This window comes from Coprococcus sp. ART55/1 (assembly GCF_000210595.1).
GTDB classification, from domain to species: domain Bacteria; phylum Bacillota; class Clostridia; order Lachnospirales; family Lachnospiraceae; genus Coprococcus; species Coprococcus aceti.
Map to the genome: position 1 here is coordinate 2,251,055 of NC_021018.1, position 23,189 is coordinate 2,274,243.

The window sequence follows — 23,189 nt, forward strand, 5'->3', positions numbered from 1 at the left end:
GGAATTCACAATCTGTATGAATTTGACTGTGGTGATGGCTCAGGCTGGATGTACTCGGTAAATGGCTGGTTCCCGAATTATGGCTGTTCAAGCTATGAACTCAAGCAGGGAGATGTGATAAAATGGCTCTATACATGTGACCTGGGAGCAGATGTTGGATCCGAGATGCATTGACAGATTCGCTGAGACATGGGTACTGGACATAGTGATTGATAGGAGATAAAAATATAATTGTGAAAAGACAGGATTCATTTTCCACATATCACCCTATAGTCAATCTGGTATACTTTATATTCACTATAGGATATGCCCTGGCATTTACCCATCCGGTTTGCCTGGGCATGTCTTTTATAGGGGCATTTGTGTATTCGGTATTGCTTAGGGGATATGATGGCTTCAGGATTAATATAAAATATATGATCCCGCTTATATTGCTGACGGCGCTCATCAACCCGGCGTTCAGCCATCAGGGAGTGACGATACTCACATATTTTCCGTCTGGAAATCCGTTGACATTGGAGTCTATAATGTATGGAATCATGGCTGCGTTTATGCTGGTGACAGTGATATGCTGGTTTTCGTGCTTTAACTGCGTTATATCATCGGACAAGATGGTGTATCTGTTCGGCAAGGCGGCGCCAGTGTTGTCACTGATACTTTCCATGACACTGAGGTTTATTCCGGACATAGCAGGACAGTTTGGAAAGGTGTACAGAGCTCAGAGGGCATCTGGATACAAACCAAAAGGTTCGTATTTTGTGAGAATTAGAACGGGCTGCCATGTGTTTTCTGCCGTTGTAACCTGGGCTCTTGAACGGGCGCTTGTCACTGCAGACAGTATGAGATCACGGGGATATGGACTTTCCGGAAGATCTGCATATTCACTGTATAGATTTAGAAAAAGTGATACTAAAGCGCTTGCATTTATACTTGTGTGTGGATTGTATGTGCTGGCCGGCAGTGTGTGCGGAGGATTTGCGTTCTGGTATTATCCGTCTATAAGAGGAAGTATAAGTGGTACACTTACTGTAAGTATGTATGTAGTGTATGTATGTCTTATATGTGTTCCAATATATATGCAGGCAAAAGAAAATGTTAAGATTCGCAAAATGTGACAAAGGAGAAGCGGTGAATATATTAGATATAAAAGAACTGACATTTGCATATCCCGATAGCAATGATGATTCGGGCGAGAGATATTTGCCTGATGCATTGAAAAATGTGACACTATCAGTGGGACAGGGGGAATTCGTGGTCATATTGGGAAGTTCCGGATGTGGAAAGACCACACTTCTTAGGCAGTTGAAGACAAGTATCGCTCCTCACGGAAGATCGTCCGGGAAGATAGAGTTCAAAGGAAGAAGCCTGGAGGAGATGGATGACCGGACATCAGCAAGGCAGATCGGATTTGTACAGCAGGATGTCGATGCACAGCTTGTCACTGATAAAGTGTGGCATGAGCTGGCATTTGGATTGGAGAGTCTGGGATACGATAATGGATATATCAGACGACGCGTTGCGGAGATGTGTTCATTCTTCGGGTTATCCGGGATATTCCACAGGCGTGTCGCAGAGCTGTCTGGCGGACAGAAGCAGATGGTGAATCTTGCGTCGGTCATGGCTCTGTCTCCGGAGGTGCTGATACTGGATGAACCAACCAGCCAGCTCGATCCGATAGCTGCGAATGAATTCATAGCATGTCTTGTGAGAATCAACAGGGAGCTTGGCACGACCATCATCATGACTGAGCATAGGCTGGAGGAGGTGCTTCCGTTGTGCAGCAGAGCGGTGGTCATGGATGAAGGCACAGTGCTGTGTCAGGGAACTGTCAAGGAGGTAGCTGCCACCCTGAAAAATGAAGGACAGAGGTTAAAGGAAAAAGGTATAAACAGAAATGGATTGTATCTCTCCATGCCGGCGGCTGTCCAGGTGTATCTGGGGCTTGATGGCTCGGATGAATCTCCGGTGACCGTAGCGGAGGGGCGAAACTGGTTGTCACAGTTTGACAGTAAGTACAGGGAATCGGGGCATGAGGTTGCGCCTGGGTATGTGCTGGTGGATGAAGGGGATGCCAGGGAGGCAGATGGTCAGAAAACTGACCATGGTGCTGTAGAAAATACAAGAAAAATTGCGAATCGTCAGGACAAGTCCTGGGCAGTCAGGATAGATGAGGTTCACTTCAGATACGACAAGGGTTCGCAGGAAGTACTTCGCGGTCTGGATCTTGACATATACGATAATGAGATACTTATGATAAATGGAAGCAACGGATGCGGCAAGTCGACGTTGCTCTCCCTGATAGCGGGGGTAAATAAGCCGTACCGTGGAAGAATAAAGATAAAACAGGGTAAAAGTGTGGGCATGCTCCCACAGAACCCGGAGCTTCTTTTCACAAGACGTTCTGTACGGGAAGAACTGGTGGACGCAAGTGACAGAAAAAAGCTGGTGGACATAGTGAGGTTCTGTAAGCTGGAGCATTTGATGGACAGACATCCTTACGATTTGTCAGGAGGAGAGAAGCAGAGGCTGGCACTTGCAAAGGTACTTCTGTATGATCCTGATATTCTGCTCATGGATGAGCCGACAAAGGGGCTTGATAATGGGTTTAAGGCAGAACTCAAGTGTATGCTCAGAGATCTGCAGCGACATGGCAAGACCATAGTGGTGGTGAGCCATGATGTGGAATTCTGCGCTGTGGCGGGAGACCGCATAGCGCTGCTGTTCGATGGCGAGCTTGCCACAGTGAACGGCGTACAGGAATATCTGGCGGGCAACAATTTCTTCACCACTGCGGCGGCAAGGATCTCCCAGGGAATACTTCATGGTGCTGTTACTGTGACCGACATATTGAGGGCATATGGCGTTTCTGACAGCGAAGCCGGAGGGGAAGGCAGCTCTGGTGGTGACTCACGTGAGCCCAGATGTGAAGATGCAGATGTGGATGATGATAACAGGATTCCTGACGCTGAAATAACCAGAGATATTGTGCTGACGAAGGAGCGCGAAGCTGATCCCCTGAAATGGTGGCAGATACTCACGATATCTGTCACGTCGGTGATCATCATATTCTGCTTCTGGCAGACCATGGCCCAGTCCAATCTGGCAGATCTTGTGCAGAGAGGGATGACCATCACGTCAAAGGGATGGAAATATCTGGCTATGTATGGAGTGATGATATGTGCCATAGCGGGGCTGCTCCTTGCTATAAGACCTGTCACCAAAAAGAAGAACGAGGATATCGTCATGGAAGCTGCCGGTCACAGATCCGTCAGGAGAACGATATTAAGTATAGTGGCTATGCTCGTTGTGATTCCACTTACGATATGGTTTGGATGCGAGAGACTTGGAGACAAAAAATATTATTTTATATCTCTGCTGATTATAATAGAGGTAATGATCCCGTTCTTCGTATCATTTGAGGGAAGAAAGCCCAAGGTAAGGGATATAGTCATATTGGCGGTTATGTGTGCTCTGGCCGTCACGGGCAGGGCGGCATTCTTCATGCTCCCGAACTTCAGCCCGACCATGGCCATAGTGATCATATCCGGAGTGGCATTTGGCTGCGAAGGAGGATTTGTGGTCGGCGCAATGTCCATGTTCGTGTCTAATTTTCTGATGGGGCAGGGCCCGTGGACTCCGTGGCAGATGTTTGCCATGGGACTGGTGGGGTTCATGGCGGGACTCTTCTTCTCCAAAAGCGGAGTGCGGACAAAGAACACGACAAAGCTTGGACTGTGCATATTCGGTGCACTTATCTGTATCCTGATATATGGCGGAATAATGAATCCGGCGTCGGTGATAATCTGGCAGCCGGCTGTGAACAGGAGCATGATCATAGCGTCATATGTGACGGGATTCCCATTTGACGTGGTGCATGGAACTGCAACGGTGATATTCCTGTGGCTGCTGGCAAGACCATTTCTTGAGAAGCTTGACAGGGTGCGGATCAAGTATGGTGTTCTGTAGACAAATAATAAAATGATTGAGGATTACTGCTATGATAAGAAATGAGAAACTGGAAGATATCTCAGATGGAAGATTATACGATGCAAATGATATGGTGAAGGCGTACTGCGATGAGTGCAAGGGGTGCCATGCCTGCTGCACAGGGATGGGGAGTTCCATCATCCTTGATCCACTGGACGTGATGAGACTTTGTAAGGAGACCGGAAAGAACTTTACACAGCTGCTTGAAAAGGAGCTTGAGGTCAATGTGGTGGATGGTCTGGTGCTTCCAAATATAAGGATGACGGCGGATAAGTGCCCATTCTTAAACGATGAGGGCAGATGCAGCATCCATAGCGCGAGACCTGGCTTTTGCAGACTCTTTCCACTTGGCAGATATTACACCGATGACGGATTCAGATACATCCTGCAGATACATGAGTGTGAGCGCGCGGGCAGGACTAAGGTCAAGGTGTCGAAATGGATAGATACAGAAGACTTGCCGCGGTACACGAAATATATAAATGACTGGCACAAGTTCCAGAAGGACATGCAGAGAAACTTGATCGAGTATATGCGCGCTGGCGAGGATGAGACAGCGAGAAATCAGACCATGCTGGTGCTGCAGGTTATGTATGTGGGAATGTATGATGCGGAGAAGGATTTCTATGATCAGTTTGATGCCAGACTTGCGCACATTAGGAGTCTGCTGTGTATGACGGAGTAGAAAGGGATGGAATGGAGTATCTGGATGTAACTTTGTTTACCTTGTATCGGAAGTCACTTGATCATACAGAGTTATAAATGTAAAAACAGGGTATAGAGTTTATATGGGAAAAGTTAGAGATATCATAGATAAGACATTTGAATATGGACAGGGCAGAGGTGAACTGCCGGGAGTCAATGAGCTGGGTGAAGCAATAAGAATTTTGTCGGATTCAGAGAACCCTCAGAGCTCTCAGGATGATCTCTCTGACTTTGAGTATCTCAGAAGGAAGGCTTACGATCTGGCTCATCAGAGTTTTGGCAACAGGATATATATAAGAGGACTTATCGAGTTTACGAACATTTGCAAGAATGATTGCTACTACTGCGGTATCAGGAAGAGCAACAGCCATGTGGACAGATATCGTCTGACAATGGATCAGATTCTGGCTTGTGCCGATGAGGGATATGTGCTGGGATTTCGCACATTTGTGCTTCAGGGAGGCGAGGACGGAGGCTTTTCGGATGAGGCTATAGCTGACATAGTGAGGTGCATCAAGGAGAGATATCCGGACTGTGCTGTCACGCTGTCATTTGGCGAGCATCCATATGAGACTTACAGGCTGTGGCGGATGGCCGGGGCGGACAGATATCTTCTGAGACATGAGACCGCGGACAGGGTGCATTATGAAAGATTACACCCGGATTCGATGAGCTATGACAACAGAGTCAGATGTCTGTATAATCTTAAAAGTCTTGGGTATCAGGTGGGAAGCGGATTCATGGTGGGATCGCCGTATCAGACGCCGGTGAATCTGGCCGAGGATCTGCATTTCCTTGCGAAGCTGCAACCACAGATGATAGGAATCGGGCCGTATGTTCCTCACAAGGAGACGCCATTTGCGAAGATGAAGCAGGGAACGGTCAGGCAGACGTTGGTGATGATAAGCCTGCTGAGACTGATGTTCCCGAAGGCACTCATACCATCCACCACATCTCTCGGAACGATAGCGGCGGATGGCAGGGAGCGTGGGTTTATGCACGGTGCGAATGTGGTCATGCCGAATCTGTCTCCTGTGTCTGTCCGAAAGAAATACGAGCTCTACGACAACAAGATATGCACGGGGGAGGAATCAGCTCAGTGCCGCGGCTGCCTTGACAGGCGCGCAGAGGCGTTCGGATTCCAGGTAGTTGTCGATAGAGGAGATCCCTTATGATGTCTGGAAGCGCACTGATGTGCGCGTAGGTCATCAAGCAAAGCTTGACGATATATCACGCAGACGCCGCGCGAAGCGCCTTTTCATGCGTCTGCTCCTTGAGGACTCGCGTAAGCTCATTTTTACTCTCTCTCTTCCTTGATGAACATGAACAGAAAGCTCACGAACAGCAGACAGCAGGAGAACCAGATGGTCCTCATATCAAATATACGGATGAAGTGACCGCCCACAGCGGCACCGATTCCGAATAGCAGGATGATCGCCCAGTAGCATAGGGATTTGAACAGTGTGTTCCTGTCCTTTGTTCTGAAGTATGCACACAGGGCATCTGTGCCGCTTCGGATATTTCCAATGCACATGGTGCTGGCAAATGCGTAGCCGTTGACCTTCCTGAATGCCTGAACCTGCATGGCACATGAAAATGAAACCATGGCATTTGCGAGAAGATTGAGTTTTATGGGAAGAAATCCCACGATAAGAAGCAGAAAAATCTCACACAATACAACGATCTGTCTCCAGTGAAACTGCTGCATATTCTGAAATTTCTGTTTTATACACTCGGCAGCAGCAATTCCAAGCGCAAAAAATAATAGAGGAACGGCATAGTGTACACACATTCTCCAGTTTCGGTCTACAAGATTCTGACCGAGAAGAACTATGTTGCCTGTCTGTGCATTTGCAAATACCTTTCCTCTGAATATATAGGTATATGCATCCTGCAGACCTCCTGATACTGACAGGAAGGCCGCGGTGATGAAAGATTCTGACATTTGTCTATGTGGATAAAACTTCATGGTTCATATACTCCTTGGTTGTAGATTTGACATTCAGGCGCTGATCCCATCTGGGGGACGGAGGTGCCTGTCCCCATTTGGGGATCAGGTGCAGTACCTGAAGGTTTTGTCCGTCAGGATCCTTGCAAATATCAGTCCAAGTGGCAGGGCTATGATGATCATGATGGCAGCTGCAAACCAGGACACGGCATCGGAAAGTGACATGATTCCAAAGTTGTATATTGCCCGGTAAAGATAAAGTCCTGGAACCATGATGACTATAGATGGGACTGTCAGTGAGATTCGCGGATAACCATTGGTGCTTTTGATGAATGAAGCGAGCAGTCCGGCCGTGAGGGCTCCGGCAAATGCGGCGGCAGCTGCAGGAATGCCGGCAAGATCTACCAGTTCAAGACGGAGAGTGTTGGCTATGGCGCCGATGGCAGCTGCTGTGGCAGCCATGTGTATGGAGCTGTTGAACATGATGGAGAATCCGAACACACCGCAGAAGCTGGTAATCAATCTGAACACCAGATGAAGTCCTGGTGTTATGTCGAGTGCCGCAAAATCCTGTGGGTGGAGCTTCAGCAGAAGCGCCATGATCCATGCGAACATCGTTGCCACAAGCACAATGATGATCGAGTATGTAAGCCTCTCAAGTCCTGATCTCAGATCCAGCTTTGAAAGGTCTATGCCGCTGGTGATAAATGGAAATCCCGGTATGATGAACAGCATTGAGCAGATATATCCGGCTTCGTGGAAGGCGGGTATATGGAATGCCAGTTCAGCGACCTTTAGCAGCAGTGCGTACACAAGACAAGCGGCTGACACGGATACCGCTATGTTCATATATAAAGTAAAATGGTGTTTGATAAGCTTTGTCCTTATGAGATTGCCGATTCCGGCTGCGACAAATGCCAGTATCATTTCTACAGGTCCGCCACCTAGAAGAAATGTGAAGGCGCAGCAGGCTAGGGCAGAGGCAAGTCCGAGACGGAGAGGAGAGTATAAGGCATGTATTCTTTCTATTTCATCAAGCTTCTGATGGATCTCCTCGCCAGTCAGATGCGCCTCTTCATTTGGAAAATTGTCAACAAACTGCTCCATTCTGTAGAGTTTTGAGGTGTTCACCCCGGTATTGGCGATGCACAGGGACTGTGATACACAGTCGTGACCGTCAAAACAGTTGAATTCTATGGACATGAGACCGACATCAACGGTACATGTGACGCCCAGTTCCTTGGAAAGCCTGTTCATGGAAGTACGGACACGCCATGCACCTGTTCCGCATGAGAGCATGATAAGACCGACTCTGCCTATGACAGAAGCCTTTTCAATAAGACCTGCCTTACATATGAGTACATTGCTGTCGGCATTGGCGTAGTCATGCCATGGGATCTCCATGTGATTTTTTTCCATGATGTCTATGTATGATCCAGAATTTGAGGATTTTGCTGTTTTGCCAGTATTACTTTTCTGCATAAATGATCGCCTCGGCTTTCGCAACGTGTCTTTCAAGATTCTTCATGAGCAGTGAATCCGGCAGGAATATTCCAAGCTCGTCATATCGCATGCCCTGCCTGTCCAGGGTATCCTGACCATAGAATACAAATGCCATGGGAAGATTTTTCTCCAGTTCGACCATGATATCCCACACAGCACAGTATGCTTCAGCTTCGGTCTCCTTGAGCTTTACCGTGTCCGGCAGCTCTCTGATGAGCAGGACTCCAGTGCACTCCTCAAGGATCTTCTGTCCGACTTCCATGTTGTCAGAAGTGTATTCATGGCTGTATCTGTATGCCTTTGCAAGATACATATTCTCGTTGTGTGTCATATGTGTGTATATATCGTGAAAGTGCTGATAATCCTTTTCTTTTACAGAGTTTCTGAATTCAGGCAGAAGTTCGCCGTGCTCATCGGTCGTGATGACAGGATTGGTCTTGCCATCGGCGTTGAAGCGATATGGGATGAGGTAGGAATTCCTTAGCAGATCGAACATGGTATTGTTGCAGATGGACATCAGGAATGCAGACATATCTCTGTCCAGATAAGCGGAGAGAAGTGATTTTGCAAATTCTTCCGGTGACAGATTGCAGTCAAAGTCATCATTGCAGAACAGATAATTGCAAAATGTATCCATAAGCTTTTCACATGCCCAGGGATCCCTGAGGATCTTTTCAAATAATATTTCCGATTTTTCTTCCCTTGGGAAAATGGTCTTTTCTTCCATATATATGCGCATCCTTTCATATGATAAATGCTGTCTTGTCATTTAAATCTGGTTAGATTATACTATCGGAGTAGCAATAAGTGAAAATCATAATTGATATGGCAGCGATAATAAAATGATATGTTGGGGATGCTGCATGGAAAATAATTTTAAGAAAGGGAGTATAGCAGACATGTAATATAGTCTGTGGCTAACAATAGATTATGAACGTTAATTTCGAGTATTATAAGATATTTTATTATGTTGCGAGATATCATAACTTTACCAAAGCCGCAAAGGTTCTTGGAAACAGTCAGCCAAATGTGACCAGGGCGATGAACTGCCTGGAGCAGCAGCTTGGAAGGATACTATTTGTCAGGACAAACAGGGGTGTACAGCTCACAAGAGACGGGGAACAGCTCTATTCATATGTGGAGGCTGCAATGTCACAGCTTCTGACGGCGGAGGATGAGCTGGCAGATGGTGAGAATCTCACTCACGGAAGTATAACGATAGGTGTCAGTGAGACGGCGTTAAATATATATCTGCTGGACAGACTGCGGGCATTTCACATGGCGTATCCGGGTATAAATCTCAAGATATACAACCATTCTACACCTCAGGCTGTGGATGAAGTGAAGAATGGAAGTATAGACTTTGCAGTAGTTACAACTCCGGCTGATGTGGAGGCTCCTCTCAAGAAGATCGTGCTGCAGTCATATCGTGAGATACTTATCGGCGGAACGACATTTTCTTCACTTAAAAAGCAAAAACTGTCCATTGCGGAGATGAGGAACTATCCTATGATCTGTCTGGGCAGGGAGACTATGACATTCAGATTCTACGACAGAATATTCAGGGAGCATGGCGTGGAGCTTGCGCCGGACACGGAGGCGGCCACCACGGATCAGATACTGCCACTTGTGAAGTGTGAGCTTGGACTTGCATTTATACCGGAACTGATGGCGAGGGAGGCAGTAAAGAACAAAGAGGTTGTAAAACTTTCACTTGAGGAAAAGCTTCCGGACAGGAATGTATGTCTTGTGTATGACTGCTTGCACCCGCTGAATGAGGCAGCAAAGCAGTTCAAGAAAATAATAGTAGAAAGCAGGTGAGAATATGACACTTCAGCAGCTTAGATATGTGGTGATGGTTGCGGATACGGGCACGATCACCGAGGCAGCGAACCGGCTGTATATATCCCAGCCAAGCCTGACAAATGCCATCCATGAGCTGGAAAAAGAGATGGGGATAAATATATTCAACAGGTCAAATAAGGGAATAAGTCCGTCCATAGAGGGCGAGGTCTTCCTCGGCTATGCGAGACAGGTGCTTGAGCAGGCGAAGGTCCTTGAGGACAAATACAAGGGGGACGATGGCGGCAAGAAGAGCTTCTGCGTGTCCACCCAGCATTATTCATTTGCGGTAAATGCATTTGTTGACCTGATAAAGAGGTATGGACAGGACGAATATGATTTCAGCATAAGGGAGACACAGACCTATGAGATCATAGATGATGTCGCCAGGATGAGAAGCGAGATCGGAATATTGTTCATGAATGACTTCAATGAGAAGGTGCTGAACAAGATCCTCCGGGCAAATGACCTGGAATTTCATGAGCTGTTCGTGGCAAAGCCTCACGTGTTCATAAGCAGAAAGCATCCACTGGCGAAGAATGATATCATAACAAATGAAGAGCTGGAGGCTTATCCATACTTGTCATTTGAGCAGGGAGAGCACAACTCTTTTTACTTCTCGGAGGAAATATTCTCTACGACGGAGCGAAAGAAGAATATAAGAGTCAGGGATAGAGCGACACTGTTCAATCTGCTGATAGGCCTGAATGGATATACTGTGTGCAGCGGTGTCATAGATGAAAAGCTGAACGGCAAGGACATTATATCGGTGCCACTTGCGGATGAGAGCGATATGAGGATAGGGTATATCGTCCACAGGAAGGCGATCCTCAGCAGACTTGGAAACACCTATCTCGGTGCGTTGGCAAATTATCTCACGTCTGGCAGTGACGGGCCGGAAGATTCAGTAAAAATTCCTCAGAGAAAGCTCCAGCACAGGGGACGCTTCAACGAGATGAGGGATGACGGAGAGCCTGCCTGCGGAGATGTGAGGGAGAAGGCGGCGGAACATATGAGAAGGGTTAAAGCCACATAGCTGACATAGAATACAAGATATAAATATAGCGCGGATATAGCGTAAAACTATATTCACGCTATATTTTTATGTATTATACAAGTGAGGGATGTCTTTATATAATGTGGAGCAGACGCATGAAATTACAGGAGGATATGATGAAGACATCGGTTATAGGATTTCCAAGGGTGGGAACATTAAGAGAGTTAAAATTTGCATCTGAAAAATATTTCAGACATGAGATAACGGCGCAGGAGCTTACAGGAATTGCAGCGGATCTCAGACACAGACACTGGATGACACAGGTGGCAGCAGGGATAGGCTTTATTCCGTGCAACGACTTTTCATTTTACGATATAGTGCTTGATACAGCAGTTCTTCTCGGAATAGTGCCAAAGAGATACAGAGAGCTAAATGTCTCAAAGCTTGACACGTACTTTGCCATGGCAAGGGGGTATCAGGGAGAATCCGGGGATGTGAAGGCTCTTGCGATGAAGAAGTGGTTTAACACAAACTATCATTACATAGTTCCGGAGATAGAGGATGACACGGTGATAAGCCTTGACTGCGAGAAACTTACAGGTGAATACGAGGAGGCCAAGGAGCTGGGGATCAAGACAAAGCCTGTGGTTATAGGACCATACACAATGCTTAAGCTCTGCAGATATGTGGGATCAAAGAATGCAGAAGACTTTGCTGATGATGTGGCAGAGGCTTACAGACAGCTCATCGCCGAGTGCGATGAAGAGAATGTGGAGTGGCTGCAATTTGATGAACCATCATTGGTGAGAGATATGGATGACGATGATAAGGCACTTTTCCACAGGGTGTATGACAGGGTATTTGCAGATCATGCAGGATGTAAGGTACTTCTCCAGACATACTTCGGTGATGTGAGGGATGTGTATGAAGATATCATAAATATGCCATTTGCCGGAATAGGCCTTGATTTTATAGAGGGCAAACAGACCGGTCAGCTTATAGACGGATACGGCTTCCCTGGGGATAAGGTACTTTTTGCCGGCCTGGTAAATGGCAAAAATATATGGAGAAATCATTACGACAAGACTCTCAAGGTAGTAGGGCAGCTCCGCGATAAGAAGATAGATGTGGTTCTGTCTACATCATGCTCACTGCTTCATGTGCCATACACACTTAAGCAAGAGACGAAGCTGTCACAGGACTATCTGAGGTTCTTTGCATTTGCGGAGGAGAAACTTATTGAACTCTCGGAGCTTGCGGCACTTGCCGAGAGTTATAACTATACAGAGCTTGAGGCATACCACAAGAATCAGGAGTTATTTGCGGGAACAAGAGACTGCAACAGCTACGAGGTGAGACAGAGGCTTGCGGCAGTGACTGAGGCAGATTATGCAAGACTTCCGAAGAGAAGCGAGAGACAGGCTCTTCAGAAGAAGAAGTTTGGGCTTCCAGAACTTCCGACCACCACTATAGGTTCATTCCCACAGACCAAGGATGTAAAGTCACAGAGAGCACAGCTCAGAAAGGGAGAGATATCTGAGCAGGAATATGTGGACTTTGTAAAGGGAAAGATAAAGGAATGTGTAAAGTGGCAGGAGGACATCGGACTGGATGTGCTTGTGCATGGCGAGTATGAACGAAATGACATGGTTGAATATTTCGGTGAGGCACTTGGCGGATTCCTGTTCACTGAGAAAGCGTGGGTACAGTCATATGGAACGAGATGCGTAAAGCCGCCTGTGATATGGGGTGACGTATACCGCAAAAAGCCGATCACGGTTGATTGGTCTGTATATGCGCAGTCGCTCACAGACAAGATCATGAAGGGAATGTTGACCGGTCCGGTGACGATACTCAACTGGTCATTCCCAAGGGAGGATATATCAATCAAGGAATCTATATCACAGATAGCGCTTGCGATCAGAGATGAGGTGCTGGATCTGGAGGCGCATGGAATAAAGATGATACAGATAGATGAGGCTGCACTCAGAGAAAAGCTTCCACTCAGAAAATCTGATTGGTATACGGAGTACCTTGATTTTGCGATACCTGCATTCCGTCTGACACACAGCGGTGTGAAGGCTGAGACACAGATACACACACATATGTGCTACAGTGAATTTACGGATATCATACCTGCCATAGATGATATGGACGCGGATGTGATCACATTTGAGGCGTCAAGATCCGATCTGCAGATCCTGGATTCTCTCAGGGAGAACAACTTTGAGACAGAGGTGGGACCTGGCGTATATGATATTCACTCTCCAAGAGTTCCGTCGGTGGCAGAGATCGTGAAGGCGGTAAATGTCATGCTCACGAAGATAGGCAGGGATAAGCTCTGGATCAATCCGGACTGCGGTCTTAAGACCAGAGGTGTGCCTGAGACTGACGCCAGCCTCAGAAATATGGTTGAGGCTGCCAGACAGGTGAGAAAATAATATATAAAATGTTTGACAAATTCACATAAATATTACGCAAGTCAGTCATAATGATGATCTGGTTATACGGCTGGAGAAAGAGGATGAATACCGGGAAGTCAAGAATCTGGTGCGGGACAGTTTCTGGAATGTGTATCGTCCCGGCTGCCTGGAACACTATGTGCTCAATCAGCTGAGAAAAGACAGTGCATTTGTCCCGGAACTGGATTTAGTTATGCTGCAAAAAGGAGAACTCATCGGCCAGAATATGTTTATGAGAGCAGAAATAACTGCGGATGACGGAAGAAGTATTCAGGTTATGACGATGGGCCCTATATGCATAAAGAATGAACTTAAACGTAAGGGCTATGGAAAGATACTGCTAGATTATTCGTTGCAGAAAGCTGCAGAGCTCGGCTGCGGAGCACTATGCTTTGAGGGGAATATTGATTTCTATGGCAAAAGCGGATTCAGACCGGCAAGCGAGTTTGGCATTCGCTATCATGGACTTGATGAGGGGGAGGATGCATCGTTTTTCCTCTGCAAGGAGCTGATTTCCGGATATCTTGATGGAGTCACGGGTGAGTACGCTCCGCCAGAAGGATATTTCGTGGACGAAAAGGCTGTGGAAGAATTCGACAGGCAGTTTCTATATAAAGAGAAAAAGACACTGCCCGGACAGATATTTTCATAAGGAGGACCCGCCGTAAAATAAAAGAAAATTGTTACTAAAGCTCGCAAAGTTGCATAATCTGCCGAAAAAAGGTTGGAAAAGTTGCAAAAATCACCGCGAAAAGGTTGGAAAAGTTGCAAAAAATTGATATCATAGGGATAGAAAAGTTGCAAATGCAGTGTGTGGGGGTGATTTTATGCTGGAAAGATCGGCAAAAAATTATATAGATTCATGGATTCAGAGCGGCAGGGATGCTTTGCTCATAACTGGAGCAAGACAGATCGGTAAGACATATCTTATAAAAGAATGCCTCAGGGAAAGTGGAGTGCCATATGTGGAATTAAATTTTATTGACCAGCCGGAGCTTGTAACATTGTTTGACGGTGCCAGAGATGCAAAGGATCTGCTTATGAGACTTAGCCTGGTGACAAAACAGCCTCTTGAGAAAGGCCGTACGATCATATTTCTGGATGAGGTGCAGGAGTTTAAAGATATAGTGACAAGAGTGAAGTTCCTGGTGGAAGATGGAAGCTACAGGTATATCATGAGCGGTTCGCTTTTGGGCGTAGAGCTGAATGATCTCAGATCTGCACCGGTTGGATATCTGCGAGTATGCGATATGTATCCGATGGATCTGTGCGAATTTATGGTTTCTGTTGGTGTGAATCAGAATGTGATCGACACAATGAAGGAATGCTTTACGCAGAGGCTGCCTGTTGATTCGTTTGTACATGAAAAAATGCTTGATGTATTCAATCTGTATCTTATCGTGGGCGGAATGCCGGAGGCGGTCAATACCTATGTGGAGACAAATGATCTTGCGAAGGTAGCGGAGGTACATGAAAAGATAGTTAGATTGTACAAGAGTGATTTTACAAAGTATGAGACAAGATACAAACTGAAACTGCAGGAGATATATGATGCTATGCCGGGACAGCTTGATCAGAAAAATAAACGATTCCAGATCAATAGTATAGGTAAAGGCCTCAGTTATGATAGGGTTGCAAATGATTTTCTGTGGCTTAAGGATGCTGGGGTTGCGATACCGGTCTACAATATAAGTGAGCCGAAACTTCCGCTTGTGATCAGTGAGAATAGGAATCTCTTTAAACTATTTTTCTCCGATGTAGGACTGCTGACAAGTAGGTATTCGGATCAGGTGAAAATGGCGATACTGAATAAAGAAAAGTCTATAAACAATGGTGCGCTATTTGAAAATGTGGTTTCCCAGGAACTACTCAGCAAAGGTCATAAAGAATATTATTTTAACAGCAAAAAGCAGGGTGAGCTTGATTTTGTAATAGAACTGAATGGTAAAGTAGTTCCACTGGAGATAAAATCGGGTAAGGATTACAAACGACACTCTGCGCTGTGCAATGTCTTGGCTGATGAAAATTACGGAATAGAATATGCATATGTTTTTTCGGAGAGAAACGTAGAGGTCAGCGGCAAAAAAGTATATTTGCCAATATATATGATGATGTTTCTGGAAAACGAAAAGATGGCTGACACGATATATAAACTTGACCTATCAGGGTTGACGTTCGATAAGGATATGTAGCATCAGTTTTCGCCTGTTGACGAGCCGATGTTAAAAAATAGGAGAGACAGCATGAAGATAAAGATGTGCGGAATCACGACCCCGGCCGATGTGGCCGCGGTGAATGAGGTGAGACCTGATTATATAGGAATGGTGATGTATTTCCCAAAGTCAAAGAGAAATGTCAGCGTGGAGACTGCGCGCAGGTTGCTTGAAGAACTGAGGAAAGATGTGAAGAAGGTTGCAGTGGTGGTATCCCCGGATGCGGAGCAGATAGCGGAGATAGGTGAGCTGGGATTTGATGTGATACAGATTCATGGACAGACCAGCGATGAGCTTATAGAGAGTGCGCATTTGCCTGTGTGGAAGGCGTTCAATGTGAAGGATATGGATATGTACCCACATTATCAAAGCCTTTCGAATGTTGCAGGTTATGTGTTCGATGCCGGTGAACCTGGAAGTGGCAAGACATTTGACTGGAACAGTTTGACGGATATCGACAGAGATGGAAGGCTGTTTGTGCTTGCCGGAGGTCTCACGCCGGACAATGTGCGGCGGGCGATAGAGCAGGTGCATCCTGACGTAGTCGATGTGTCATCTGGCATAGAGTACGATGTGGTAGGTGGCGTCCAAAAATCGGGCAAGGATCCGGAGAAGATGCGCCGGATGAAGAGGAATACCGCTGCTTGGCAGATTTCGGGTAAATCTGATAATTGATTCTCGCTAATCACAGTCAAAATGGTGAAAAAGATACAAAATTGTATCTAAATACTCATATAAGCGGAAAAAAGGACAAAGTTTGGAGGCTTTGTCCTTTTTCATGAGATAAACTTAATTTAGCGATAATTTTGTATCTATTTCACATGCATGGTAAATCCAAATTCCCACTCATCCTCGTCAAATCTGTATTTCTCATCAAGCTCGGGGCCGCAGCTGTTGGAGCCGATTCCGTTCTGGCGATAGTCTATGCACAGGACGGACTTGTCACTCTCTGGCAGCTCGTAGTTGTGGGTTGCCACTGTGAGTTCCTCTGCGGTGTAAGGCGAGGCGTTCATTGAAAATGGCACAGCGGATGTCACGGTTATGCTGTGGGCGGACATATCTGTTTTGATGTCGTTTTCCATCAGACTGCCGATCTGGACATAGCTACAGTCAAAGTGGCTTCCATTTTCCTGTGGCATGATATAGTCCTCGTGCATCTCGTCAATGGATGCAGAAAATGAGCCATGCCAGCTTGCATGGTGCTTGTCTGCGTAGCTTTCATATGGACCCATACCGATATAATTTACATTTCGCATATCTTCTCTCAAAATCATCCTCACGCCAAATCTTGGGAGCATAGGGAATTCAGCATTTTTCTTTACATGCATTTTTGATTTTATAGTTCCTTCAGGTGTTATTATCCATTCAGCGTTTATCCTCAGAACAGGCTGTACCGTTGGTGCTGAGAGGCTTGACGTGCACGATATCACGGCACATCCATCTTTTATAATGCAGCCAGTCTCATATGTCCTTTCGGATATCATGTCATAGTGGGCTCTTAACCACTCGTTCTTTATATTTCTGTCATTGTCCGTAGGTGCGCGCCAGATAGTCTTGTCGCACGGTGCAGATAGAAGTTCCTGACCATCAACCACAATGTCCGTAAAGTTTCCTGTATTTCTGTCAAATATATATTCAAAATTACTTCCGCTGACAACAAATTCTGTGTCGCTTTCCGATACATGAAGATGGGCAGAAGCTGTATCCTGAGTAGTCAGATATTGTTCCGCCAAATTCTGCGCCTTGTCCAAAGACGATGCTTTATCCAGGACCTTGTCTGCGTTCTGTTTTTGTGTGGCAAGTTCTATCTCGTCAAATCCCAACACATCACCTTCCTTGACAAATGCACTGTCACAAGCTGCCTTATATATCACACGGAGAAACAAGCTGTGTGTAATAATATCTTTTGTGCAATCGGCGACATCTGAACATTCAACAACACTTGAACAATCGGTAATATCCGAGCTGTCAGAAATGTCAGAATGACTTGATGCATATAAGTCTGACGATGACTTCTGTATATTTGTAACAGGGCTCAGGCTGATAGTTCCGACACTGTGAGGAGCTATGGAAGGCGTGTCGATATCCCCGGATGCGGCAACCTGACCATCTCGCATAACCTCGTAGCTCATTGTGAGGTTGTCCCTGATGTCAGTGAAATCCATGTAGTTGTGCAGAGTCAAAACTCCATTTGTCTCATCATATCCAGTGATCCTTACCGGGCGGTTGATGTTCTTGAATTCAGGAAGTCCTGTGTGTGGTCTGCGGTCCGGATACACCAGACCATCCATACAGAAGTTGCCGTCGTGGATAGTCTCACCGCTGTCTCCACCGTAGGCGTATATATCCTTGCCGTTTGCCGCCTTGCCCCTGTATATGGCGTGGTCGCACCACTCCCATACAAAACCGCCACAGGTGGTCTCGTGGCTGTCGAAGAACTGGAAGTAGTCCTCCAGATCTCCAGGGCCGTTGCCCATGGCATGACAATATTCGCAGAGAATGTATGGCTTGTCACCGCCGTTTTCTATATAATCAGCCATTTCAGATATGGATGGGTACATGCGGCTGTAGAGATCCAGATTGCTGTAGTCGTATTTGCGCTTGCCGTCTGTATACTGTGCACTCTCGTAGTGGGTGAGACGGGAGCTGTCATAGGACTTGACCCATGCCAGAGCTTCCTCGAATGTCACTCCGTACGCACTCTCATTTCCCATGGACCAGATGACTACGCTGGCACGGTTCTTGTCCCTGATGACGCAGCGTTTGATGCGGTCAAGAATGGATTCGCAGAACTCAGGATTGTTGGCGATCGGCTCATTCCACCTTGCTGCCTTGTTGTCCCAGCTGTTATCTGCATAGTAAAGCTCGCTTGGCCCGTGGGCTTCAATATCAGCCTCATCTATCACATAGAATCCATATTCGTCACAGAGTTCATAGAAATAAGGAGCATTTGGATAGTGGCTTGTCCTTATGGCGTTGACGTTGTGCTGCTTCATCAGCGACATATCCTTGATGATCTGTTCTCTGCTGATTGTAAAACCGGTCACAGGGTCAGAGTCGTGTCTGTTCACTCCGTGGAACTTGATAGGCATGCCGTTGATGTACACGATCTTATTCTCTATCGTTATCTCCCTGATTCCTATCCTGTCAGTGATGACCTCACCGGCGCATCTTATGATGACAGTGTAGAGGTATGGCTTTTCTGCATTCCACAGCACAGGGGAGTCGATCGACAAAGTAATGCTGCTGGAGCTGGCTGCGGTTTTGCCTTCGTCTGCATTGGTATTGGCATCGCTCTGAGCGGAAATTTCACATTTTACACAGCCTGATGAACATATGCTGCCATCGGCGTCCAGAATAGTAACTTCAATATCAACATTTGAATCAGCGCCTTTATCAACCACTGCTTCCGGTTTTGATGAAAAACGGTCTTCAACGCAGGAATATTCTGTAAATGCTGTGAAGTCTATGGTTACATCTGCCTTAGTTGGATCCTTTATATCGTCACAGCTGGTCTTTATGAAATAGTCGTATACAGCACCCTCAGAGCGTTTCAGGATATATACATCCCTGAAAATACCGCTCATGCGGAACTTGTCCTGATCCTCAAGATAGCTTCCGTCGCACCATTTGAGAACCAGCACGCAGAGCCTGTTGGAGCCGTTTCTTATGAATTCGGTTATGTCAAATTCACTGGTCGAATGGGATACCTGGCTGTAGCCAACATACCTGCCGTTGAGCCATACATAGAAACAGGAATCTACACCCTCAAAGTTCAAGTGCGCGAGTGGCGCGTCCTCGTTCTGATCGTAGTCGAAGTCGGTCACATATGCTCCGCATGGGTTGTCCTTTGGAACATAAGGTGGGTCAAATGCAAATGGATACCTGACATTGGTGTACTGGTGATAGTCGTATCCGTGCATCTGCCATACTGATGGAACCGGAATATCATCGAAACCGGATATATCATATCCCTCACTGTGGAATTCGTCCTGAAGCTTATAAATGCTGTCATAGTAGCGGAACTTCCAGGTTCCATTCAGAAACTGTACTCTGTCCGAGTGATCCCTTGCATCAAGGGATGTGCTGTATGCCTTCCCAGCAGGAATATAGTAATTCCTATCCGGCATGGTGTTCTCGTGCAGAATATGCAGATTTTCGTAGTGACGCGGAATGATCATAACAATACCTCCTGTGGTTAATTTAATATATAAAACGTTGTATATTCGTCGTTTGTTAGATATATTATAAGATAACGGCACATGAAAAGTCCATACATATAATGAGACAAAATATGCACATTCTAGTTTTATAAGGCGGATACACCGCACCCTGCAAGTCCGCTTGCAGGGTGAAGTCTCTGAACAGACAAAAGAAAAAGTATAAAGCATACAGGATGTGTCTGCACACGCTTCAAAATAGTGTAAAAATAGTGAAATAATAGTGTGATTTGCCATATAGAAAGGAGCCACACATGTATACAAACTCAGCATATCTTCACAACTAACTGCTCGACATAGTGGACAAGAGCAGACCGCTCATAGTCACAAGCTGCGGAACGTACAAGCTGTATACACAGAAAGAGTTTACGACCTACAGACCTAAGGGGCGTAAGGATTATCAGCTCATATATGTGGCGGCGGGAAAGGCACATTTTGAGATAGATGGGCAGGATGTGATCGCCTGTCCCGGAAGCATGGTGATATACAGGCCGAGACAGATGCAACGGTATGTGTATTACGGAGACGAACACACGGAGGTGTTCTGGGTGCATTTCACCGGGGGAGAGGTGAAGCAGACACTCAGGCGATACGGAATAAATGACGATGTGAATATGTTCTATGGTGGAGACCATGCTGAGTACAGAATTTTGTTCAGGCAAATGATACAGGAGCTACAGCTCTGCCGGGATGACTATGAGGAGATGTTGGAATACATATTCAGACAGATGCTTATCTCAGCTCACAGGCAGCAGGGGCAGGATGATTCCAAAACTGTGTCGGCCATGGCAGAGGAGATGGACCGTGCGGCGGCATATTTTAGTGAGCATTATAACGAGGGAATACTTGTGGAGGACTATGCAAGCATGCATAACATGAGCGTGAGCTGGTTCATACGGAACTTTAGACAGCGCATCGGCACCACGCCCACACAGTACATCATGTCAAAGCGTATAGCCAACGCCCAGATGCTTCTCGAGAGCTCGGACTACAACATGACGGAGATAGCAAAGATAGTTGGATACGATAATCCGCTCTACTTCAGCAGAGTATTCAAGAAGGAAAAGGGTATGTCACCTATGGAGTATAGGAAGTCGCTCAGACATTGACAAATAACTGGAAAAAATTTATCAATAAGTGTATATATAATATAGAAGAAACTGCCATGTGTGTGTGGCGGTGGAAATTAACATGGAGGGATAAAACGTGAGCAGCAATTTATACAAATCAATATTATTTGTAATTTTGGCTATAGTATTTGTGGTGGCTAAGCTGATAAAAAAGTCAGTGTATTCCCTGGGCGTGACGGTATTCTGTGTCAGCGTTTTGCTTGTACTGGCGATAATATTTTTAGTCAAATATATAAAAGAAAAGAGAACTGCTGATAAGTAATCGACAGTTACATATAAATAGTGGTGTAAATGATTGGAGGAACTGAATATGAAGGTTTTAATGTTGAATGGAAGCGCGAAGCCGCAGGGCAATACATACCGTGCACTTTACGAGGTAGGCGAGCAGCTCAAGAAAGAGGGAATAGACTATGAGATATTCCAGATCGGAGCAGCTCCACTGAGAGACTGCATAGGCTGTGGACAGTGTACGGAAAAAGGCTGTGTGTTTGATGACGATAAGGTAAATGAGTTCGTTGCCAAGGCAAAGGAAGCAGACGGACTGGTATTTGGAACACCTGTATACTATGCTCATCCAAGCGGACGTGTGCAGTCATTCCTTGACAGAGTATTCTACAGCAGCGGCCGTGCATTTGCATTCAAGCCGGGTGCATCTGTGGCAGTTGCAAGACGTGGCGGAACATCAGCATCATTCGATGTGATGAATAAATACTTTGGAATATCACAGATGCCGGTGGCTGGCTCTACATACTGGAATCTTGTACACGGACGCGTGCCTGGAGAGGCTGAGCTGGATGCGGAGGGTATGCAGACCATGAGGAATCTTGCTAAGAACCTTGCATGGATGCTCAAATGCTTTGAAGCCGGCAAGGCAGCAGGTGTTGCACTCCCTGACACGGAGAGAGGCAACCAGACGAACTTTATAAGATAAATTAGTAAAGATTATAATATCGTGAAGCAAATGACAAAGATTGAGTTTAACCTAAATCAGAACATAGTGTTAATGGTAGAAAGAGAGATTACATATGTAATCTCTTGAACTATAGTCAAGGTATGGAAATGGTAAGTATTCTACTGCTAACACTTTTTAAAATATAAATGCGTTTGATTCAAAGGAGATTTGGTTTGTGTTTGTTATTGCTGATAATGTGGCATCCGACAATGATCTGGTGATTCATGTAATTGCGTTTATATTGTGCTTATGATAAATAGAATATGTCAAAATGATAAGCGAGCTGTGGCCTTGTAAAGATCACAGCTCGTCGTCCGTCTCGATATAATCCGGCCTGTTGTTGTTCATGGTCTCCTGACTGGAGAGCGTTCTCTGGCGCTTTTCCTGGCGGTAGGCATTGGGCGACATGCCGGTGGTCTTGCGGAAGATCTTGTGGAAAGCCTCGGCGGACTGGTAGCCGCGTGAAAATGCAATACTTTCTATAGAAAGCTCAGATATGGTAAGCATATGCTGGGCTTTTGTTATGCGGAAATTCTGCAGGTATTTCACAGGACTCATCCCGGTGTACTGCTTGAACAGGTCGGAGAAATAGCTTCTGTTGATTCCAACGTAGTCAGACAGCTCCTCCACCTTCATTGGCATATAGAGATGTCGTTGTAACTGAACATATTAGCAAAATAATTTGTTGACATCAATATAGATATACTACATTATTGAATTACAAACTAGGTTGATCTGAACTTATATATAATTAAAGAGGGGGATAAAACACAATGAAAAAATAAGACTAATTCTGGTAATGTTGGCTATACAAAGAAAAGGGGATTGCCAGTTAATAAAAATAATAACTTGGTGAAAAGGACGTGGCAAAAGGGATTTGGTTATTCTTCAGGCACTGGAAACAGTAACTATATGTGGACATATTCAACTTTGAAGAAACAAATTGACAGTGGAAATCCGTGTATGTTTTCTATTGCAAATGGATACTATTATAATCATACTGTTGCAGTGGTAGGTTATAAGGAATATAAGAATATGAGAACGGGAAAGGTGTATACGTTTTTGGTGGTCCACGATGGCTGGAGTACCACAACAAGATACATAGCAATGAAAAATACTGGTGCGAGCTATGTCGCGTGTCAAACATCGATAAAGGTTCCGTCAAAAAAGAAGTAGAGGAGAAGAAAATATGAATATGGCAATTGTTGTGGCTGCCATCGGAGTTGTGGC

General features: G+C 45.7%; 20 protein-coding genes. 15 read left to right on the plus strand and 5 right to left on the minus strand.

All coding sequences use genetic code 11. The features are described 5' to 3' along the window. Positions 1–12 precede the first annotated feature (12 nt). The 5 genes from CCU_RS14800 to hydE all read left to right on the plus strand — a co-directional run bounded on the left by CCU_RS14800 (position 13) and on the right by hydE (position 5,867). Entirely contained in the window at positions 13–174 is a 162-nt protein-coding gene (locus CCU_RS14800; protein WP_334290614.1) for a DUF4430 domain-containing protein, read from the plus strand. 59 nt (positions 175–233) lie between these two features. Continuing rightward, entirely contained in the window at positions 234–1,115 is an 882-nt protein-coding gene (locus CCU_RS10135) for an energy-coupling factor transporter transmembrane component T (protein WP_242859108.1), read from the plus strand. A 13-nt stretch (positions 1,116–1,128) separates the two neighbouring features. Continuing rightward, positions 1,129–3,966 (plus strand): ATP-binding cassette domain-containing protein, encoded by a 2,838-nt coding sequence (locus CCU_RS14160; protein WP_055272134.1) that lies wholly within the window; start codon positions 1,129–1,131, stop codon positions 3,964–3,966. A 31-nt stretch (positions 3,967–3,997) separates the two neighbouring features. Next, positions 3,998–4,672, plus strand: a complete 675-nt coding sequence (locus tag CCU_RS10150) for a YkgJ family cysteine cluster protein (protein ID WP_015534575.1) — start codon at positions 3,998–4,000, stop codon at positions 4,670–4,672. A 103-nt stretch (positions 4,673–4,775) separates the two neighbouring features. Further along, on the plus strand, positions 4,776–5,867 hold the full coding sequence (hydE, locus tag CCU_RS10155; RefSeq protein WP_015534576.1) for a [FeFe] hydrogenase H-cluster radical SAM maturase HydE: 1,092 nt from the start codon (positions 4,776–4,778) through the stop codon (positions 5,865–5,867). A gap of 122 nt (positions 5,868–5,989) precedes the next feature. Here hydE and CCU_RS10160 read toward each other — a convergent pair whose 3' ends face one another. The 3 genes from CCU_RS10160 to CCU_RS10170 form a co-directional block, all read right to left on the minus strand. Beyond that, on the minus strand, positions 5,990–6,661 hold the full coding sequence (locus tag CCU_RS10160; protein ID WP_015534577.1) for a YoaK family protein: 672 nt from the start codon (positions 6,659–6,661) through the stop codon (positions 5,990–5,992). An 84-nt stretch (positions 6,662–6,745) separates the two neighbouring features. Next, positions 6,746–8,122 carry a threonine/serine ThrE exporter family protein gene (locus CCU_RS10165; RefSeq protein ID WP_015534578.1) on the minus strand — a complete coding sequence of 459 codons (1,377 nt, stop codon included), beginning with the start codon at positions 8,120–8,122 and terminating at the stop codon, positions 6,746–6,748. Beyond that, positions 8,109–8,870 carry a DUF4866 domain-containing protein gene (locus tag CCU_RS10170; RefSeq protein ID WP_004852143.1) on the minus strand — a complete coding sequence of 254 codons (762 nt, stop codon included), beginning with the start codon at positions 8,868–8,870 and terminating at the stop codon, positions 8,109–8,111. The genes CCU_RS10165 and CCU_RS10170 overlap by 14 nt, the downstream gene beginning before the upstream one ends. Positions 8,871–9,073: 203 nt before the next feature. Here CCU_RS10170 and CCU_RS10175 point away from each other — a divergent pair, with 203 nt between their 5' ends. The 6 genes from CCU_RS10175 (at position 9,074) to CCU_RS10200 (ending at position 16,332) form a co-directional block, all read left to right on the plus strand. Continuing rightward, entirely contained in the window at positions 9,074–9,964 is an 891-nt protein-coding gene (locus tag CCU_RS10175; protein WP_015534579.1) for a LysR family transcriptional regulator, read from the plus strand. Positions 9,965–9,968: 4 nt separating this feature from the next. Next, positions 9,969–11,021, plus strand: coding sequence for a LysR family transcriptional regulator (locus CCU_RS10180; protein WP_015534580.1), 1,053 nt, complete (start codon positions 9,969–9,971; stop codon positions 11,019–11,021). 137 nt (positions 11,022–11,158) lie between these two features. Continuing rightward, the gene (gene metE / locus CCU_RS10185) at positions 11,159–13,423 is read left to right on the plus strand and encodes a 5-methyltetrahydropteroyltriglutamate--homocysteine S-methyltransferase (protein WP_015534581.1); all 2,265 of its coding nucleotides are present in this window, start codon (positions 11,159–11,161) and stop codon (positions 13,421–13,423) included. A gap of 70 nt (positions 13,424–13,493) precedes the next feature. After that, entirely contained in the window at positions 13,494–14,096 is a 603-nt protein-coding gene (locus CCU_RS10190; protein ID WP_330369947.1) for a GNAT family N-acetyltransferase, read from the plus strand. 175 nt (positions 14,097–14,271) lie between these two features. Then, positions 14,272–15,636 carry an ATP-binding protein gene (locus CCU_RS10195; RefSeq protein WP_015534582.1) on the plus strand — a complete coding sequence of 455 codons (1,365 nt, stop codon included), beginning with the start codon at positions 14,272–14,274 and terminating at the stop codon, positions 15,634–15,636. Positions 15,637–15,687: 51 nt separating this feature from the next. After that, a complete protein-coding gene (locus tag CCU_RS10200) occupies positions 15,688–16,332 on the plus strand; it encodes a phosphoribosylanthranilate isomerase (RefSeq protein WP_015534583.1) in 645 nt (214 codons plus the stop codon). Between the two features lie 137 nt (positions 16,333–16,469). Here the strand turns inward: CCU_RS10200 and CCU_RS10205 are convergent, their stop codons facing one another. Further along, complete coding sequence (locus CCU_RS10205) at positions 16,470–19,838, minus strand: glycoside hydrolase family 2 TIM barrel-domain containing protein (protein WP_015534584.1); 3,369 nt, start codon at positions 19,836–19,838, stop codon at positions 16,470–16,472. Positions 19,839–20,176: 338 nt separating this feature from the next. Here CCU_RS10205 and CCU_RS10210 point away from each other — a divergent pair, with 338 nt between their 5' ends. The 3 genes from CCU_RS10210 to CCU_RS10220 all read left to right on the plus strand — a co-directional run bounded on the left by CCU_RS10210 (position 20,177) and on the right by CCU_RS10220 (position 21,938). Continuing rightward, on the plus strand, positions 20,177–20,986 hold the full coding sequence (locus CCU_RS10210; protein ID WP_330369880.1) for a helix-turn-helix domain-containing protein: 810 nt from the start codon (positions 20,177–20,179) through the stop codon (positions 20,984–20,986). 97 nt (positions 20,987–21,083) lie between these two features. After that, entirely contained in the window at positions 21,084–21,269 is a 186-nt protein-coding gene (locus CCU_RS10215; RefSeq protein ID WP_055272143.1) for a hypothetical protein, read from the plus strand. Between the two features lie 48 nt (positions 21,270–21,317). After that, positions 21,318–21,938, plus strand: coding sequence for a flavodoxin family protein (locus tag CCU_RS10220; protein ID WP_015534585.1), 621 nt, complete (start codon positions 21,318–21,320; stop codon positions 21,936–21,938). A gap of 321 nt (positions 21,939–22,259) precedes the next feature. On the opposite strand, the gene CCU_RS10225 is transcribed toward CCU_RS10220, so the two are convergent. Continuing rightward, positions 22,260–22,601, minus strand: a complete 342-nt coding sequence (locus CCU_RS10225) for a helix-turn-helix domain-containing protein (RefSeq protein ID WP_015534586.1) — start codon at positions 22,599–22,601, stop codon at positions 22,260–22,262. 288 nt (positions 22,602–22,889) lie between these two features. Here CCU_RS10225 and CCU_RS10230 point away from each other — a divergent pair, with 288 nt between their 5' ends. After that, on the plus strand, positions 22,890–23,135 hold the full coding sequence (locus tag CCU_RS10230) for a hypothetical protein (RefSeq protein WP_158564584.1): 246 nt from the start codon (positions 22,890–22,892) through the stop codon (positions 23,133–23,135). Positions 23,136–23,189: the final 54 nt, after the last annotated feature.